Source organism: Bartonella japonica, assembly GCF_040545385.1.
GTDB lineage: Bacteria > Pseudomonadota > Alphaproteobacteria > Rhizobiales > Rhizobiaceae > Bartonella > Bartonella japonica.
Genome location: NZ_JBEPLT010000018.1, coordinates 1 through 18,678, shown reverse-complemented (window position 1 = coordinate 18,678; position 18,678 = coordinate 1). Strand labels below are relative to the sequence as shown.

Sequence of the window (18,678 nt, the reverse complement as noted above, 5' to 3'; positions counted from 1 at the left end):
TTCTAAAACAAGACAAAGCAATGAAGATCCCTATGCAATAGTTTCTCAGAGGCAATCACCGCCCTTGCCACAAAAGCTTTCTAAAACAAGACAAAGCAATGAAGATCCCTATGCAATAATTTCTCAGAGGCAATCACCGCCCTTGCCACAAAAGCTTTCTAAAACAAGACAAAGCAATGAAGATCCCTATGCAATAGTTTCTCAGAGGCAATCACCGCCCTTGCCACAAAAGCTTTCTAAAACAAGACAAAATGAAGAATCTGTATCCGCTACAGCTGCTCCATCAAGAACACATTCAGGAGATACTTTTGGCAACAGAATGCAACACAGCTTTCTGCTAGAAGCCTATAGAGAAGAAATCCGATATTGGTGCCAAACTGTTTATAGAGACAGGCTTGTTTTAGAAGATATGCTTGATGATATTCAAAAAAATCCTGAAATAGGAGGGCAATTATCATCGAGAATTAACAAACACCCTCAATTTGTTTCAAAACTTTCTGGGAATAAAATATTAGGCATAAAAACAGGAGCACGCAAAGAAGCTGAGAAAAGTGTCCCCTCTCTGTGTGTTGCTATTCGTGGTTATACAAATACTGTAAAACAGATACAAAACTTAGAATATACAGCGAATACAGAACAAAAAAAGCAACAACAAACTAGCGCTGAAGAGGAAAGAATTGAAATCCTGCAAGAACCTCTTAATCCTGCAGAGGAAAGAGCGCCTTTCTCTTCTAAGGATCTTTTCAATAAGATTAACAAAGATCCATTTGTGCAATATTGTAAAGAAGAAGTCCATTATTGGTGCCGCATAGTTTATGGAGATCAACAAATTTTGGATCAAAGACTTGAAGAAGTGCAAAAAATCCCAGACATGGGAGAGGAACTTTCATGGCAAGTTACAAATCATCCTACGTTTTTTTCTCAGCTTGCTGGTAGAAAAACACTCGGTGTAAAAACAAGTGCACGCAAACAAGCTGAAGAAGGACTTCCTTGCTTGGGCACCGCCATCTCAGATTATGCAGACACTGTAAAACAAAAAAAAGAAGAAATTCTGCAACAGCAAGAGCAAGAAACATCTGTTAGACAATCGCAAAACTTGCAAAAACAGAAAGCCATAGGATCTCCTAAACTGTCTGAAAGCTCACCAGAAAATGTGCAGCATGAAGCTAGAGAAAATTCTAGGCAAGAAGAAAGACACTCTGCAGAAAGGCAATCTCAAGACTTTCAACAACAAAGTGTTCGTCCACGCAAAGTTAAAGACATAAAAACGGTTGCTTTGATCCACTAAGCCCTCTATAATCTTTGGCTAAAACCTGCATGAAATTTGGCTTTTCAACTGATCTCTTGGTGTGATCGACACAAAGAAATTGCACCAAGAGCTTTCCGTAAGGTTAAAGAAAATATCTCAAAAACATTCTCTGTCATCCAATTTTAGGCATTTGATAAAATAGCACTATAAAATCGATGGCACTCTCCACCTACAGGAAAGAAAAAATCTTTATAGATCATCCAAATAAGCACTTTCACAACCTATAAAATATGGAGAATACAGCAAAAATTTTTAAAACAAATTTTGAAAAAACTTGAAAGAAAGCATGCGTGGAATAAAATCACATCAAGCATTCTGTATCTCTCAAGCTAGAAGGGATGAAAAATGACACCACTTAATTCATGCAGCCATCTATAGGCAATAAATAACTATAGACAAATAAATAAGTCAGCACAAAATTTCTTTTATCCCACTTGGGACCTCAACCATAAAGAAAGAAAAAACGAAAAAACTATCAAGCAAGAAAAAACAATGCAGCAAAACATTCAACCGCATAAATCTGAAAGTGTAAAAACAATAGCTATATTCTAATATAGCATGAACAAGTTTTGATTTTTTAGCTCTTTTTCAAATAAGACTATCGCTTTTAAGCAACTTCTGAACAATCTCAATCAAAATTGTTGTCATGTCGTAATATTGAAAACTAGAAAATAGACTGACAACACCAATATCTATCTTTTATTAAGTAAAAATAATGGAACATTGTGATTTTTTCTTATTTAAGTTTTCCTTATTCTTCCCAGCACGAATACTGTTGCAAAATAGACTTTTAAAGCAGTTAGAGATATCCATTAAAAAGAGAAGAGTAAAATATAAAAGTTTACAAACATATAGAAACGACTGACAACGTATGTACCAAAATATAAGCCACCTACACGTGCAACCGCACATTCATGTGCATATATAGGCTTTCCCTATAGCCTTAAACGTTTTTAATCATTATAAATATTCTACAAAGTTAAATTTCTTTTTATAAATTTAATGTATAAAAAGGGATATTTAACAATCAAGTATAGTCTGTATTTATAAACCTATATTCTGTGACAATAAATGATAAAAGAAGAAAGGATACCATAATAGATTTAATATCCAGACAAAATAAAATAGAGTGTAAACAGAGATATAATGGTCGCTCATATGTTTCTCACACTCTTTGATTTTTTCACGACCTTCCCCATATATCTAATTTATGAGAAAACATGTTGTTTTATAAAAGCTACCATACAAGAGAAATAAGTACAATTCAAAACTCTTCATGCACTCTTATTGACAGAAGAACAAACACCAGCGTACAACATATTCTGAAATATATGACTGTACGAGCATGTTAATCAAATTGTCACAATCTAAAATGGTTTTATTTCTTTTTTCATCTTCTCTTTTTTACAACAAATTTGATATATTTTTATGATCTTGATTAAAAAAATTGCAACTGTTGCTTCAGGAACCTTGATGAGCCGCATTTTTGGCTTTATCCGTGAAATGTTGATGGCAGCAGCTCTTGGTACTGGTCCTGTTTCCGATGCGTTCAATGCAGCTTTTCGTTTTCCCAATACATTTCGCCGTTTTTTTGCTGAAGGTGCCTTTAATACAGCTTTTATTCCTCTTTTTGCAAAAAAGATTGCTGAAGATGGTCAAGAATCTGCCTGCAAATTTGCAGAAGAAGTTTTTGGTGTTCTCTTTTCGCTGCTGTTGCTTTTAACCATTACCATGGAATTCAGCATGCCTTTTTTAGTCCGAACGATCATTGCGCCAGGCTTTACAGAGGATGCCACAAAATTTAATGCTACAATTCATTTTACCGCCATTATGTTTCCCTATTTAACATGCATGTCTTTAGCAGCCATGATGGGAGGAATGCTAAATGCCTTGCGGCGCTATTTTATCGCAGCTGTTGCACCTCTTTTTTTGAATATTCTTTTGATTGGTGTGCTTGCTTATGCTTGGATATATCAGCTTGACACTTGGCATATTGGTTTAAACCTTTCTTGGGGTGTCTTAGCAGCAGGGGTTCTTCAACTCACTTTAATCGCTATTGCTTTGCGTCAAAGTGGAATGAAAATTTTCCTCCGTCGTCCCCGTTTCAGCCCCAATGTTTGTAAGCTTTTAAACTTAGCATTCCCTGCTGCCATCACGGGTGGTATTACACAAATTAATTTGCTCATTAATACCAATATTGCTTCCAGCCAATCGGGTGCTGTTTCCTCTTTGATGTATGCTGACCGTCTTTACCAATTACCACTGGGCGTCATAGCAATTGCTGTTGCGACCGTGCTTTTACCAGAATTAACAAGGGCTTTACGCAGTAAAAAAGATAAAGAAACCCATGATTTGCAAAACCGCTCTATTGAATTAACTCTGCTGTTAACCTTACCGGCATCCCTTGCCTTTTTGCTACTCTCCAGTCCCATTGTGAGTTTGCTGTTTGAACGCGGACAATTTACCAGTGAATCAACCTATTATGTTGCACAATTGCTTGAACTTTATGGACTAGGACTTCCAGCTTTTGTGTTGATCAAGGTGTTGATTCCTAATTTTTTTGCTCATGAAGATACAAAAACACCCATGATTTTCACAGGAATTTGCGTTTTTATCAATATCAGTTTTGCTTTAACGTTATTCCCCATTCTATCAGCCCGAGGTATTGTCATTGCAGAAATCACCTCTGGATGGGTTAACACCTTGTTGCTTTGTGGTGTACTTATCAAACGAGGCTATTGGAAATATGATGCACAACTCATAAAACGCATCATATGCCTGATTATCGTTACTGTTTTAAACGCAATATCTCTCTATTATCTGCTCAATATGTGTAGCTTTTTATCTTTTCCTTTATCCTCACAAGCACCATTTCTCTTGCATGCTATCACCTTAGCAGGAATAATGCTTGTGATCTTCTTAATCTATTTTAGTGCCTATTTTTTACTTGATACGCGTTCCTTTTTCCTTACCCTCAAAAATTTAAAAAAACATCTGTAATATTTTATTTGCTTTGAGAAAGCCCCTTTGTCACAAACCACAAAACCAGTAACTTTAGTTTAAGAAAGAGCTCTTCTATGGATACCTTTACACCACTTGTTTTTTCCGGCGTACAACCGAGTGGTCACTTACATCTTGGTAATTATCTTGGAGCCATTAAACATTGGGTTGAACTGCAAAAGTCTTATCATTGCCTGTATTGCGTAGTTGATATGCATGCGCTCACAGTAAATCCAGATCCACTCACCTTGATTGAATCAACCAGAGCAGTCACAGCAGCTTTTTTAGCGGCTGGGATTGATCCTCAGAAACACATTATTTTCAACCAATCTCGTGTTGTTCAACATGCTGAACTTGCATGGATTTTTAATTGTGTTGCGCGTATTGGTTGGCTCCAACGTATGACGCAATTTAAAGATAAAGCGGGCAAGGATCGTGAAAAAGCATCCCTTGGGCTCTTTGCTTATCCAAGCTTAATGGCAGCCGATATTTTACTCTACCGTGCCACACATGTTCCTGTGGGTGAAGACCAAAAACAACATGTTGAACTCACGCGTGATATTGCACAAAAATTTAATAACGACTATGCTTACCGCATTGCAGAATTAAATTTTGGTGTTTCAATGCAAATGGGTGAGGAAAAAAAACAAGGCTTTTTCCCAATACCAGAAGCACTGATAGGGGAAACAGCTATGCGTATTATGTCGTTACGTGATGGAACAAAAAAAATGTCCAAATCGGATCCTTCAGATTTTTCACGCATTAATTTGACCGATGATGCTGATCTCATTGCGAAAAAAATACGCAAAGCCAAAACGGACTCCGCCCCTCTTCCCGACAGGATATCAGACTTGGAAGGACGACCAGAAATCGATAATCTGCTTGGTATTTATGCCGCCTTTGCACAAATAAGCAAAGAAGAAGCTCTGTTAAAATTCGCAGGAAAACAATTTTCTCTTTTAAAAACAACCTTAACTGATCTTGCTGTCCATAAGCTTTCTCCAATAACACAAGAATTACGTCGGCTTCATAAAGAAAATGACTATATTGACTCCGTCTTGCGTGATGGTGCGCAGCGTGCCAACAGCTTAGCAGAAAATAATATGAAAAAAATCCGTGAGATCGTAGGTTTTTTGCACAATACATGAAGCGAGAAAACTTAAACTATAAAGAGTAGATAAAGTCCATGGTCTCTAAGAAAAAAACTTTGAAACCAGAGTGCAAGAAAAAAATTTTGGTGGTCATCGATGAAACACCAGAATGCCGACGTGCTGTTGCTTTTGCCGCACAATATGCTCAAAATAATAACAGAACATTGATATTATTTTCCGTCATTGACAATGCAGAATTTCAACATTTTCTTGGTGTAAACAACGTGATGCGAATGGAATCAATGCAAATTGCCCATAAAATGTTGAGAAAAATTGCCAATGAAGTACGTACCACGCATGCTCTTGAAACAGCCGTCATTGTCCGTGAAGGCAAAAAAATTGATGAAATTTCTAAATTGATCGACGAGGATAAGAAAATCGTGCTCATTGTTCTAGCAGCCAGTGAACACACCGAAGGACCAGGACCACTTGTTCAATTAATCGGAAATCGGGGAACAGCTTTTTCAATACCTGTCACTGTTATTCCAAGCAATCTTGCAGATGAAGATATTGAATCTATAGCCTAAAATGCAATATTTTAATATTGATGATCTTTCTAATCCTGCACAATGAAAGGAAAGTATATGTTTATTCAAACTGAAGCCACCCCCAACCCTGCAACCCTTAAATTTCTTCCAGGTCGCGTGGTACTTTCCGAGGGAGTATTAGAATTTCGTAACCGTGAAGAAGCTGCTAAAAATTCACCTTTAGCTTCTAAACTGTTTGATATTCCAAATGTTAATGGTATTTTTTTGGGCTATGATTTCATTACTGTAAGTAAAAAAGAAGGTGAATGGCAACATCTTAAACCAGTCATTTTAGGGACAATTATGGAGCATTTCCTATCTGGTGCCCCAGTTATTACCAGCAATGCAACAACACAAGCGCAAACCTACGCCCTTAATGAAGAATTTTATGCAGAAAAAGACGCTGATATCGTCTTAACAATTAAAGAACTCCTTGACACACGTATTCGCCCAGCCGTGGCCAATGATGGTGGAGATATTACTTTCCGCGGATTTGAAAATGGTATTGTTTACCTCAATATGCGAGGATCTTGCGCTGGATGTCCTTCTTCAACAGCAACACTCAAACATGGTATTGAAAATCTTTTACGCCATTTCATTCCAGAAGTTCTAGGGGTGGAAGCTATGCCGCAATAAAAAACCTCTCTATTGCACCAAAATTCATTATTGCACCAATCCATTGCACAACCATCACCCCCTATTTCACAAACAATGGCTTCCCCTTCTCCTTCGCATCACAAAAAAAAACCATAAACAATATAACGCAAAATCCACCGCACATCCCCTCCTTACCCTCACAAAAGGATCAGAAAGCCCCTCACAAAAGAATAAATGAGCAGTCTCATTCTCTTTATCAGCTCTCAATGCAGCCAACAATTCTTGCATTGAAATAGCACATAAGAAATATTTTGCATCCTTATCTTAAATGATTTTATCTATACACAAATTCCTCTTATAACATGCAAGGGAATTGTTTTGATTACTTCATAAAAAAGAACTTGCAATGAGAGAACCTTTTTTATTCATATTTCTCATTTACTACACAAATAATACGCAAAATAATGAATGATCATTATAAATCAATTTATTGTTAAAGAAAGAAAGTTTTTTATCCCCCTCCTCTGCCACCTAAGCTTTTTTAACGAATTCCGACTTTAAGCCCATTTGACCAATCCCAGGAATTTTACAGTCAATATTATGATCTCCATCAACCAGACGAATATTCTTCACCTTTGTACCACTCTTTAAAACGGATGAAGTACCTTTGACTTTAAGATCTTTCATCACGATAACACTATCCCCATTCGTTAATACCTGCCCATTGGCATCATAAACAATATCAGAAGGAGAAGGATCTTCGTTCTTTTGTGCCCACTCATGTGCGCATTCAGGACATACAAAATTTTCACCATCTTCATAAGTATAGAGTCCACCACAGTGAGGACATTTGGGATACTGGTTCATACATTCCCTCTTTTGTTCAAGAAAAAACATTCATACAAGTGGTCATAGAGCAAGAAGTGCAAATTGTCTATGATTTAGAAAAAATACTGAACCTATACAGCGCGCGCTCTTAGAATTTTTAGATACAAAGTCATTATGCATGACCTTATATTGTTTTATAAAGATAATTTACTGTTTTGTATATTGCATGAGCGTCCCGAATACGGAAGTTTTTTTCATTTTCCTTTTATTATGGATCAATCAAAACCATTCCCTTGTACATTAATTATAAGTGAGATCAGTGCATGGATAAGAATTGTTTGAAATAAGTAAAAATACCTCTTATTATGAACTGTCTCAATGCAAAAGTTATCAAACAACATTGGAATTTTGCACATAGAATGAGAGCACCGAATTTTAGAAGCAAGAGCAACACTTTTAAAATACCAACACCAAAACATTCTTAAAAAAAAATGCCTTCATAAAACACTCATTCAGCAAAAGAGTAAAAAACAAATCAATTTGATCTACCTTTATGAAAACAGTCTAACAATCCACTCTATTCACTTCACCATCAGCTATTTCACCATCAACTATTAGAGATGCGAGAGCATCTTTTTGGAAAGTTTCTGCAATCATTATTTCTGTTGTGATAAGAAGGCTTGCAATAAAAGAAATATTCTGAAGAGCAGAACGCACAACCTTCACAGGGTCAACAATTCCCAAAGCAATCAAATCACCAAATTCACCCGTTGCAGTGTTGTAACCAAAGGTATCCGTATTATTTTCCAATACCTTTCCAACAATAATCGCTGCTTCTTCACCAGCATTTGTCACAATTTTTGATTCACCAGCATTTGTCGTAATTTGACGCGCTGGTGCTTACTGTGCCCGACAAACGATAGAAAATACCCCGCTTGGTGCCAAAGAAAATCTATAATATAGAAAAGCGCATAAAAAAAACGGACCAAATTGGTCCGTTTCCTTTTATCTTTATAAAAGGGCTTAGAAATCCATTCCGCCCATTCCACCCATTCCGCCACCAGGCATTGGAGGCATTGGAGTATCTTTCTTTGGAGTTTCTGCAACCATAGCTTCTGTTGTGATAAGAAGGCTTGCAATAGAAGCAGCATTCTGAAGAGCAGAACGCACAACCTTCACAGGGTCAACAATTCCCAAAGCAATCAAATCACCAAATTCACCCGTTGCAGTGTTGTAACCAAAGGTATCCGTATTATTTTCCAATACCTTTCCAACAATAATCGCTGCTTCTTCACCAGCATTTGTCGCAATTTGACGCGCTGGTGCTTGCAAAGCCCTACGAACGATACTAATTCCTGCCTCTTGGTCAGGGTTGTTTCCTTTAACAGTCAAAGCACTTGCCGCACGCAACAACGCAGTCCCACCACCAGCAACAATACCTTCTTCAACTGCAGCACGTGTTGCATTCAAAGCATCATCAACACGGTCTTTCTTTTCTTTCACTTCAACTTCTGTAGCACCACCAACACGAATAACAGCGACACCTCCAGCAAGTTTAGCAAGTCTTTCTTGCAATTTTTCTCGGTCATAGTCAGAAGTGGTTTCTTCAATCTGCGCTTTAATTTGGCTTACGCGTGCATTAATTTCAGCCTTTTGTCCAGCACCATCAATAATCGTTGTGTTTTCTTTAGAAATATTGACTTTCTTTGCACGTCCCAGCATATCCAAAGTGACATTTTCAAGTTTAATGCCAACATCTTCAGAAATAACCTGACCGGATGTCAAGATTGCAATATCCTCAAGCATTGCTTTACGACGATCACCAAATCCTGGAGCTTTCACAGCAGCAATTTTCAAACCACCGCGCAACTTATTGACAACGAGCGTTGCCAAAGCTTCGCCTTCCACATCTTCAGCAATAATAAGAAGCGGTTTGCCAGATTGAACAACAGCTTCAAGCACTGGAAGAAGAGATTGTAAATTAGACAATTTCTTTTCATGAATGAGGATGTAAGGATCGTCGAGATCAGCCACCATTTTATCAGCATTTGTGACAAAGTAAGGAGAAAGATATCCACGATCGAACTGCATTCCTTCCACAACTTCGAGTTCCGTTTCAGCAGTTTTTGCTTCTTCCACGGTAATGACACCTTCATTGCCAACTTTTTCCATGGCATCAGCAATCATCTTACCGATTTCTTCAGCGCCATTAGCGGAAATAGTTCCCACTTGTGCAATTTCTGCTGAAGTTTGGATTTTTTTTGCTTTTTTGAAGAGATTTGCGACCACTTCATCAACAGCAGCATCGATCCCACGTTTAAGATCCATTGGGTTCATGCCCGCAGCAACAGCTTTTACGCCTTCTTGTACGATAGCTTGTCCCAAAACAGTTGCAGTTGTTGTTCCATCACCAGCAATATCATTCGTTTTGGAAGCAACTTCGCGCAACATTTGTGCGCCCATATTTTCAAACTTATCTTCGAGTTCGATTTCCTTTGCAACAGATACACCATCTTTTGTGATGCGAGGAGCACCAAATGATTTATCGATCACTACATTACGACCTTTAGGGCCCAAAGTTACCTTAACAGCGTTAGCAAGGATATCGACACCGCGCAATAAACGCTCACGCGCTTCACGGCCAAACTTGACTTCTTTAGCAGCCATTTAATTTCTCCTTGGAGTTATCTCAAATAATACAAAATGAAAAATTGAAAGACTAAATTAGCCCAAAATTCCCATAATGTCAGATTCTTTCATGATTAAGAGGTCTTCCCCATTAATCTTCACTTCGGTTCCAGACCATTTCCCAAACAAGATACGATCCCCTGTTTTGACTTCTAAAGGCACGCGCTTTCCGTTATCATCGAGAGCGCCATTACCAACAGCAATAATTTCACCTTCTTGAGGTTTTTCTTTTGCTGTATCAGGGATGATTATCCCACCAGCAGTTTTACTTTCAGATTCAACCCGACGAACAACGACACGATCGTGAAGTGGGCGGAATTGTATATTAGCCATGTTTAAATCCTTAAAACTTAATATAACCGAATTAATCTTAAGTTCTTGCTAGCACTCTCTAACAACGAGTGCTAAAACCTCCTAAGATATAAAGGCCCTACTTCTCAATGTCAAGGATTGCACTAAAATAATTTATCTCTTGAAACTACAAAGTCTTGCCTCTTTTTTCTATTTTGCGTTATCTATCTTTTATTAACCCGTGAACATAAAAGGATCTTAACATGGTTGAAACACGACAGGAAACGGATAGCTTTGGAACTATTTCGGTACGTAAAGACCGTTATTGGGGTGCACAAACTGAACGTTCTCTGCATAATTTTAATATTGGCAGTGAAAAACAACCCCTTACCATCATTTATGCCTTAAGTCTTATTAAAAAGGCTGCAGCTGTTGTTAATATGGAAAAAGGAAAGCTCCCACAAAACATCGGGCAAGCAATTATTACAGCAGCTGACGAAGTGCTCTCAGGTGCCTTCGATACGCATTTTCCCCTTTCTGTTTGGCAAACGGGTTCTGGCACGCAAAGCAATATGAATGTCAATGAAGTGATCGCCAACCATGCCTGCATGCTTTTGGGAGGAAAACTAGGCAGTAAAACACCTGTTCATCCCAATGACCATGTCAATATGAGCCAATCATCAAACGATTCTTTTCCCACAGCGCTTCACATTGCCACCACACTGCAAACATACCAACATTTATTTCCTATTCTTGAAGCCCTGATTTCCACTTTAAGAAAAAAAGAAGAAGAATTTTCCGATATTATTAAAATCGGACGAACCCACACGCAAGATGCAACTCCTTTAACTTTAGCACAAGAATTTTCAGGCTACCGCGCCGCATTAGAAGCCAATCGCCAACGTATCGAAACGGCACTTCTCGATGTACAAATGCTTGCCCAAGGAGGAACAGCAGTTGGAACAGGACTCAATGCGCCGAAAGGTTTTGATGTTGCCTTTGCACAAACAATCAGCGACTTCACAGGGATAAGCTTTAAGACTGCCAGCAATAAATTTGAGGCACTTGCCCATCATGGTGCCCTTGCACATTTCCATGGAAGTCTCAATGCATTAGCTGCCGATTTATTTAAAATCGCCAATGACATTCGGTTTTTAGGATCGGGACCACGTTCAGGATTAGGAGAACTAAGCTTGCCTGAAAATGAACCAGGATCTTCTATTATGCCAGGCAAGGTTAATCCTACTCAATGTGAAGCAATGACAATGGTTGCCTGCCAAGTCTTTGGCAACCACACCAGTGTGACATTTGCGGCAAGCCAAGGGCATTTTGAGCTCAATGTTTATAAACCTGTTATTGGTTATAATGTTTTGCAATCCATTACGCTTCTTGGTGATTGCATGCGTTCTTTTGATCTCCACTGCCTTCAAGGCTTAAGTGCTAATCGAATCCATATTCATTCTCTCATGGAGCGCTCTTTAATGCTTGTGACAGCACTTGCGCCGGAAATTGGCTATGAAAAAGCTGCCGAAATTGCCAAAGCAGCGCATAAAAATGATACAACTTTACGCGTTGAAGCATTAAAAGCGGGAGTTTCCGGAGAAGATTATGACCGGCTGGTTGATCCTAAAAAGATGATCCACCCTCAATAAGCGCATAAACAACGCACAATAGATTTCTTGAAGACAAGATTTCTTGAAGACAGAGCTTAAAAATATCGGACCATTCCGCGGTCCGATTGTTCTTGTGCATGAAACAATTTGTGCTCTTCTTTTACAAAGATAAGTGGAATACCACTGCATGCAAAACAGAGAGAATTTCTAGACATATTACGGAATCTTAAACATATTCATGCAGAGAGCTTGCATATCGCTCAGAATAAAGCTGTAAAATTGCTCTCACCATTCCTTCCCCCAATAAACGCACCACGAACCGTGCTCTATTCTCGAAAAAATACGGATACTTTGCTTTGTGCTCATGCTCTGATCAAAAAGATCACAATAGGTAAAATCATCTACTTTTCAATGCAAAATCTAGAAATTTGCGTGCCTACTTGAGGTAAATGCACACACAACTACAACTGTAATCATACAAGATTCGGCGTCTTTATTCCCTCATAATCAAGATTGCAACACTCCCCCGTAATCATAACATAACGCGTAAAAACGCCCATATCCACGCCAATGGTATTGAACAATTGCAACTATTTTCCCTATCATCGCAAAGAGATTTAACCAAAATAACACAACCCATAAACTATCCTTTTCGCGGATATGATGAGATGTGCAAACTTTTTCGCAGATATAGTGAGAGCCTGTTCCAAAACTTTCTTCACTACAAAAGATTACTTTTCCAGAATCCAAAAGCAATCCCCAAAACGTCTACCCCGTTGGTGTTTCAAAACAATTTACCCTTTTTCTCAGCGACCAGATCCATAGCACACGCTGTTGACAGAGCTCTACACAATAGCTGACGATCCTTTTTAATCAGACACGTGTATATTTAACCACATCGCCAACGCTAAAAAATGCCTTATGTAATATAAAAATGCTTTATGTAATAATATCGGGATGTTCACGACCTAATTGCTGTTGTAGATTCAACAATTTCAGTATCGCCTTTTGTAAAGGTTGGAGAACTTCTTGCGGCGCTTGATGATGTTTGCGTGAATCCCCTTCATACTGCTCAAAATAAAGCCGTAAAGTTGCTCCCACCGTTCCTGTCCCTGATAAACGCACCACAAACCGTGCTCCATTTTCGAAAAAAATACGAATACCTTGCTTTGTGCTTATGCTTTGATCAACAGGATCGCAATAGATAAAATCATCTGCTTTTTCGACACGAAATCCAGAAATTTGCGTGCCCGTTTGGGGTAAATGTGTACGCAATTGTTCGATGATCGCATAAGCTTTTGATGTTTCCACTTCCTCATAATCATAACGTAACGTGTAAAAACGTCCATATTGACTCCAATGGTGTTGAACGATTTGTGCAACAGTTTTCCCTGTCACAGCTAAAAGGTTTAACCAAAATAACACAGCCCATAAACCGTCCTTTTCGCGGATATGGTGAGAGCCTGTTCCAAAACTTTCTTCACCACAAAAGGTTACTTTTCCAGCATCCAAAAGCGATCCAAAAAACTTCCACCCCGTTGGTGTTTCAAAACAATTTAATCCTTTTTTCTCAGCAACCAGATCCACTGCACGTGCTGTTGGCATAGAGCGAGCAATCCCCACAATACCTTGACGATACCCTTTAATCAGGTGTGCATGTTCAACCATAATAGCCAAAGAATCAGAAGGTGTGATAAACTGCTTACGGCCAATAATGAAATTACGATCCCCATCACCATCAGACGCCGCTCCAAGATCAGGCCCTTGATCTGACATTAACAAATCATAAAGCCCCTTAGCATAAACCAAATTAGGATCAGGATGCCCTCCTCCAAAATCTGGTAAGGGCGTCCCATTGACCACCGTTCCTTCAGAAAATCCTAAACATTTCTCAAAAATTTCATGGGCATATGGTCCTGTTACCGCATGCAATGCATCAAATCGTAAAGTAAGGCCTTCTGTTACGGCTTTAGCAATGCAATCAAAGTCAAATATTTCCTGCATCAAAGCGACATAATCTGCAACAGGATCAATGATATCAACCCGCATAGATCCTATAAAAGATGAGCTTTCTTTCTCTAAATCAATATCTGGAGACTCAAAAATTTTATAACAAGAAAGACCTTGTGAGGTTGCAAAAATAGCTTCACACAAAGAATCGGGAGCAGGTCCACCATTAGAAATATTGTATTTGATCCCACAATCCCCATTGAAACCACCAGGATTGTGACTTGCCGAAAGAATAAGTCCACCATGAGCATGATATTTGCGAATAAGATGCGAAACAGCAGGAGTGGAAAGAATACCCCCTCTTCCTACTTTAACACAAGCAACACCATGAGCTGCCGCCATTTTCAACACAATCTGCAGAAGAGTACGGTTAAAATAGCGTCCATCACCCCCAAGAATCAGTAATTTTCCTTCAAGAGATCCAATATTATTAAAAAGGGACTGTATAAAATTTTCAACATAATGAGGCTGTTGAAAAATCGACACTTTTTTACGTAAACCAGACGTCCCCGGTTTTTGATCCTCAAAAGCCGTGGTTAAAACTGTCTTTATCATCGTAAAAATGCCTTTATATTATTCTACTTAATTTATATTATTCTACTTAACTTTAAGATGAATAGTGGTTAAAGTCGACTATTAATTCTGCTTAATGCAACAATGAAATATTTGTACACTTCAACGAAAGAAGAAGGTTTATTTCCTCTTAAATATGCTTTTAAATATAAAGGCTGTTTGAAAATGCAATTTTAATAAAGATAGGAGCATACTATGATGAGAAAAACAGTTCCCAACGCGACTTTCCATACGCGTATCCATGATGAATCAATAGGCGGAGATAATCCTTATCGGTGGCAAGAAGTTGACAGCGATACATACTTCAAAGGAAAGCGGGTTATTCTTTTTTCTCTTCCTGGAGCTTTTACCCCTACTTGCTCAACCTTTCAGTTACCTGATTTTGAAAAACTCTATGATGAATTTAAGAAGCTTGGCATTGATGAAATTTACTGCCTTTCCGTTAATGATGCCTTTGTCATGAACGCTTGGGGAAAAGCGCAAGGTATTAAGAATGTGAAACTAATTCCTGATGGGTCGGGTGAATTCACACGAAAAATGGGCATGCTTGTTGCCAAAGACAATCTCGGTTTTGGCATGCGCTCATGGCGTTATGCAGCTGTGATTAGCGATGGTGTTATTGAACAATGGTTTGAAGAAAAAGGTTATTGCGACAATTCTACGTCAGACCCTTATGAAGTTTCTTCACCACAAAATGTTTTAAAAACCCTACAAAGCTTATCATAAACCAAATTCATATATTTAAACAACACAAACTTCTCGACACAAACTTCTCGACAAAAAGAGATTTGTGTCGTTTTTTTATGTTTTTTATTGAAAAGCACTTACAAAATATTTGCATCATGAAATGTTTTTACCATGAAGACGTTGCCAACTAATCCACTATAGCCCCCCATAAACGGTTACTACAAGCAGCTTTTTATCATCATTGATGATATCAAAATCGATGCTGCCTCAAAAATAAATTCCGCAGAATATCCGTGTTCCTATCCTATCAATAGGTTCACCTTAATGTCGTCTTGACAACAATCATCTCAAAAAAACGTATAATATTACGACACAAACCAACAGATTAATTCTGATACGGTTTTTATAATTGCTCCCTTATTTTATTTTTTAGATCATTTTCTTGGAGAATATAAGGTTTTTATTTTGATTACGAAGGCTTTTGCGCGTTTTGAATTGCCAAAATATTTTGTACCGTTTTAACCAATAATTCTTCATCAACCGTTATTTGTGCCGGTCTGCTTTCACGCCATGTTTGATTATCCTTAATCTCATGAGACAAACGTGCACCTTCAATCAAATCTTTGATCTGTACTTTTCCCTCTTGGCGTTCTTGTGAACCTTGGATCACCACACAAGGTGCTTTACGACGATCTGCATATTTCATCTGCGCTTTCATTCCCGATGTCCCCAAATAGAGTTCAGCACGAATTCCTGCATGACGCAATTGCATAACCATTTTTTGAGTCTGTGCAACAATTTCTGGTTCTTTATCCATCATCAGCACCACAACAGGTCCGGTTTTTTCTTTTACAGGCAATTTTTCAAGATTTTGCAAAGCTGCTATCAAACGTGAGATACCAATTGAAAACCCTGTTGCTGGAATATTTTCACCACGAAAGCGTGCAACCAACCCATCATAGCGCCCCCCACCACCAACAGATCCAAAAACAACCTTTTGTCCCTCATCATTGAAAACATCAAAAAGCAATGTCGCCTCAAAAACAGGTCCCGTATAATATTCCAATCCCCTTACCACAGATGGATCAATTTTAATGCGATTCTGAGCACCATTTGCGGTAAAGATTTTCTGCATTTCCTCAAGTTCACGAATCCCTTCCAGTCCCTGGGGATCATGATGAATGACACCTCTAAGAGCATCAAGTGTCTCCTCTGCCGTTTCAGCTTCTGCTGTCAACAATGCAAGAATACAATCGATCTCTTTGTCCTTCAGCTCTGCTCCTTTTGTAAAATCACCACTTTCATCTAAACGCCCCTTTCCCAAAAGCAAACGCACCCCCTCAAGACCAAATTTATCAAGTTTATCAATTGCTCTTAAAACAGTTAAACGCTTTTCAACCTGCTCATTTCCCCCCAATCCAATCAACGCCAAAACACTTTCCAGAATTTTTCGGTTATTAAGACGAATAACATAATCATGATGCTGAATTCCTAATTTTTCCAAACTATCGGCCGCCATCATGCAAATTTCAGCATCTGCGGCAACGGTTGGTGCTCCAACAATATCAGCATCCAATTGCATAAACTGGCGAAATCGCCCTGGTCCCGGTTTTTCATTGCGGAAAACAAAGCCAAAACGATAACTTCGATAAGGCTTTGGCAAAACCTCAAAATTTTCTGCAAAATAACGAGCAAGAGGTGCAGTGAGATCATAACGCAAAGACATCCATTGCTCATCATCATCCTGTAATGAAAAGACCCCAGCATTGGGGCGATCTGAGTCAGGTAAAAACTTGCCCAATACATCCGTATATTCGAAAATTGGTGTTTCAAGTGCTTCAAAACCGTAAAGCTCATAAACTTCACGAATCTGAGCAATCATAGTTTCAGCTGCATATAATTGTGCACTTGTGCGATCAATAAAACCACGAGGTAAACGAGCTTTGGTTTTTTCTTGTTTCGATGACATATTATTCTCTAGCAACAATTTGTGTTTATGGATAACAGGTGTCTTATCTTATAGAAACAAACGCTGCAATGACTTTATCAACCTGAGCTGTCTCATCCAATCCCTACACCATTTTGCTTGACCAAGGAAATACAACTACTTTTGAAATAATCCGCTAAAAATACTGACATTTTCAATATCAAGACATACCTCCTATCTTCATATTATGAGAGATCCCTATGATTGTTTTTCACCTTTTTCTAAGAAGTAAGTATTTTTCACGTTGTTGATTAAAAAGTTGATTTAAAATGATACCCACCTCAGCTCAAATATACCTCCTCATGCTCACATGCGCCCTCCAAAGCATAGAACGCTTAAACAATTCTCTCTAAAGCCTGTTTCTTACAATCCCAACATTCTTCCCTCTCAGTTTCCTTTCTCCAAAAAACTTTCTCGTGCATTTTACATCCCTCTTCTGACCTAAAATGGAATACCAATAAATGTCCTTTAAAAAGATTAAAGAATAGCTATTGCTTTTGAATAATCCGCGACATTTCGACCAGCAATTGCTTTTCAATAAATTGAAAAAGCACTCTATAAGAACGTCTCAGAGTGATCACATAGATAAAATCCTCAAAGTATAAGAGATAAAATCCTCAAGGTATAAGAGTGCTTTTAGCCTGCTTTGCAAAGTTATTGATAACCATTTTTAAATCAGCAACATTTCGACCAGCATCTGTAATTGACCTTGAAATGGAAGGAACAATATTCCGCCACAGACTTTGAGGAAACTGCTGTGTAAGCTGTGTGATTGTTCCCCCTTGCGCACCAATACCAGGAACAAGAAACAGGCTATTTTTTAACTGCTCGATAGTGTCTTTTGATTCACACCCCAATGTTGCTCCAATGACCGCGCCTATGGGACCAACGGAGTGATGTTTGCTTAAAGACTGGCTGTTATAGTCACAAATACGCTGAGCCAAATGCGCAGAAAGTGTTTGATCACCGATACGTGCATTTTGAATATGCTTCCCTTCTGGATTAGAAGATTGAACAACCACAAAAACCGCTGTTTCTGTTTCTTCGGCAATTCTTATTAAGGGCAAGAGAGCATCAAAACCAAGAAAAGCGTTCACGGTTATGGCATCTGCTTTGAATGCACTGCTCGAACCAAGCCAAGCTTTACCATAAGCCTCAATGGTCGAACCAATATCCCCCCTTTTGGCATCAGCAATAACCAATATCCCCTGTTCCTGTGCATTTTCAATAAGTTCTTTGAGAACTTGAAGACCTTCAACACCATATAATTCAAAAAACGCGACTTGCGGCTTTATAATACCCACATTTCCCACAATCGCTGCGAGAAGAATATCACAAAAGTCTTTTAGCCCTTTATAATCACAGCTTAAATTCCACGACTGCAAAACTTTATGGCTAGGGTCAAAACCGATACAAA

At 38.5% G+C, this 18,678-nt stretch carries 14 protein-coding genes and 1 pseudogene; 7 read left to right on the top strand and 8 right to left on the bottom strand.

Going from position 1 to position 18,678, the window contains the following annotated elements:
- The 5 genes from ABID39_RS06895 to ABID39_RS06875 form a co-directional block, all read left to right on the top strand.
- Positions 1-1,288 (top strand): BID domain-containing T4SS effector (locus ABID39_RS06895; RefSeq protein WP_354187317.1); only part of this gene is annotated, 1,288 nt, incomplete at its 5' end.
- Positions 1,289-2,737: 1,449 nt separating this feature from the next.
- On the top strand, positions 2,738-4,309 hold the full coding sequence (gene murJ / locus ABID39_RS06890) for a murein biosynthesis integral membrane protein MurJ (protein WP_354187315.1): 1,572 nt from the start codon (positions 2,738-2,740) through the stop codon (positions 4,307-4,309).
- Positions 4,310-4,386: 77 nt separating this feature from the next.
- Complete coding sequence (gene trpS, locus ABID39_RS06885; RefSeq protein ID WP_354187313.1) at positions 4,387-5,457, top strand: tryptophan--tRNA ligase; 1,071 nt, start codon at positions 4,387-4,389, stop codon at positions 5,455-5,457.
- 38 nt (positions 5,458-5,495) lie between these two features.
- Positions 5,496-5,987 carry a universal stress protein gene (locus ABID39_RS06880; RefSeq protein ID WP_354187311.1) on the top strand — a complete coding sequence of 164 codons (492 nt, stop codon included), beginning with the start codon at positions 5,496-5,498 and terminating at the stop codon, positions 5,985-5,987.
- Between the two features lie 57 nt (positions 5,988-6,044).
- Positions 6,045-6,623 (top strand): NifU family protein, encoded by a 579-nt coding sequence (locus ABID39_RS06875; RefSeq protein WP_354187309.1) that lies wholly within the window; start codon positions 6,045-6,047, stop codon positions 6,621-6,623.
- Between the two features lie 492 nt (positions 6,624-7,115).
- On the opposite strand, the gene ABID39_RS06870 is transcribed toward ABID39_RS06875, so the two are convergent.
- The 4 genes and pseudogenes from ABID39_RS06870 to groES all read right to left on the bottom strand — a co-directional run bounded on the left by ABID39_RS06870 (position 7,116) and on the right by groES (position 10,433).
- Positions 7,116-7,451, bottom strand: coding sequence for a zinc ribbon domain-containing protein YjdM (locus ABID39_RS06870; protein ID WP_354187307.1), 336 nt, complete (start codon positions 7,449-7,451; stop codon positions 7,116-7,118).
- 525 nt (positions 7,452-7,976) lie between these two features.
- Positions 7,977-8,312 (bottom strand): annotated as a pseudogene (locus ABID39_RS06865) (hypothetical protein); the annotation flags it as partial.
- A gap of 123 nt (positions 8,313-8,435) precedes the next feature.
- Positions 8,436-10,079, bottom strand: coding sequence for a chaperonin GroEL (gene groL, locus ABID39_RS06860; RefSeq protein ID WP_354187305.1), 1,644 nt, complete (start codon positions 10,077-10,079; stop codon positions 8,436-8,438).
- 57 nt (positions 10,080-10,136) lie between these two features.
- A complete protein-coding gene (gene groES / locus ABID39_RS06855; protein WP_354187303.1) occupies positions 10,137-10,433 on the bottom strand; it encodes a co-chaperone GroES in 297 nt (98 codons plus the stop codon).
- 221 nt (positions 10,434-10,654) lie between these two features.
- On the opposite strand from groES, the gene fumC reads away from it, so the two are divergent.
- Positions 10,655-12,043, top strand: a complete 1,389-nt coding sequence (gene fumC, locus ABID39_RS06850) for a class II fumarate hydratase (protein WP_354187301.1) — start codon at positions 10,655-10,657, stop codon at positions 12,041-12,043.
- A gap of 468 nt (positions 12,044-12,511) precedes the next feature.
- Here the strand turns inward: fumC and ABID39_RS06845 are convergent, their stop codons facing one another.
- Both ABID39_RS06845 and ABID39_RS06840 read right to left on the bottom strand, forming a co-directional pair.
- On the bottom strand, positions 12,512-12,754 hold the full coding sequence (locus ABID39_RS06845; protein ID WP_354187299.1) for a hypothetical protein: 243 nt from the start codon (positions 12,752-12,754) through the stop codon (positions 12,512-12,514).
- A 189-nt stretch (positions 12,755-12,943) separates the two neighbouring features.
- Positions 12,944-14,569: an alpha-D-glucose phosphate-specific phosphoglucomutase gene (locus ABID39_RS06840; protein WP_354187297.1), complete on the bottom strand. Its 1,626-nt coding sequence runs from the start codon at positions 14,567-14,569 to the stop codon at positions 12,944-12,946.
- 213 nt (positions 14,570-14,782) lie between these two features.
- On the opposite strand from ABID39_RS06840, the gene ABID39_RS06835 reads away from it, so the two are divergent.
- Positions 14,783-15,313, top strand: coding sequence for a peroxiredoxin (locus tag ABID39_RS06835; protein WP_354187295.1), 531 nt, complete (start codon positions 14,783-14,785; stop codon positions 15,311-15,313).
- A 430-nt stretch (positions 15,314-15,743) separates the two neighbouring features.
- Here ABID39_RS06835 and hisS read toward each other — a convergent pair whose 3' ends face one another.
- The gene (gene hisS / locus ABID39_RS06830) at positions 15,744-17,243 is read right to left on the bottom strand and encodes a histidine--tRNA ligase (protein WP_354187293.1); all 1,500 of its coding nucleotides are present in this window, start codon (positions 17,241-17,243) and stop codon (positions 15,744-15,746) included.
- 635 nt (positions 17,244-17,878) lie between these two features.
- A partial coding sequence (pyrF, locus tag ABID39_RS06825; protein ID WP_354187291.1) for an orotidine-5'-phosphate decarboxylase occupies positions 17,879-18,678 on the bottom strand: 800 nt, incomplete at its 5' end.

Coding starts and splice junctions, on each gene's coding strand:
- murJ (WP_354187315.1), top strand. CDS start 2,738: ATGATCTTGATTAAAAAAATTGCAACTGTTGCTTCAGGAACCTTGATG.
- trpS (WP_354187313.1), top strand. CDS start 4,387: ATGGATACCTTTACACCACTTGTTTTTTCCGGCGTACAACCGAGTGGT.
- ABID39_RS06880 (WP_354187311.1), top strand. CDS start 5,496: ATGGTCTCTAAGAAAAAAACTTTGAAACCAGAGTGCAAGAAAAAAATT.
- ABID39_RS06875 (WP_354187309.1), top strand. CDS start 6,045: ATGTTTATTCAAACTGAAGCCACCCCCAACCCTGCAACCCTTAAATTT.
- ABID39_RS06870 (WP_354187307.1), bottom strand. CDS start 7,451: ATGAACCAGTATCCCAAATGTCCTCACTGTGGTGGACTCTATACTTAT.
- groL (WP_354187305.1), bottom strand. CDS start 10,079: ATGGCTGCTAAAGAAGTCAAGTTTGGCCGTGAAGCGCGTGAGCGTTTA.
- groES (WP_354187303.1), bottom strand. CDS start 10,433: ATGGCTAATATACAATTCCGCCCACTTCACGATCGTGTCGTTGTTCGT.
- fumC (WP_354187301.1), top strand. CDS start 10,655: ATGGTTGAAACACGACAGGAAACGGATAGCTTTGGAACTATTTCGGTA.
- ABID39_RS06840 (WP_354187297.1), bottom strand. CDS start 14,569: ATGATAAAGACAGTTTTAACCACGGCTTTTGAGGATCAAAAACCGGGG.
- ABID39_RS06835 (WP_354187295.1), top strand. CDS start 14,783: ATGATGAGAAAAACAGTTCCCAACGCGACTTTCCATACGCGTATCCAT.
- hisS (WP_354187293.1), bottom strand. CDS start 17,243: ATGTCATCGAAACAAGAAAAAACCAAAGCTCGTTTACCTCGTGGTTTT.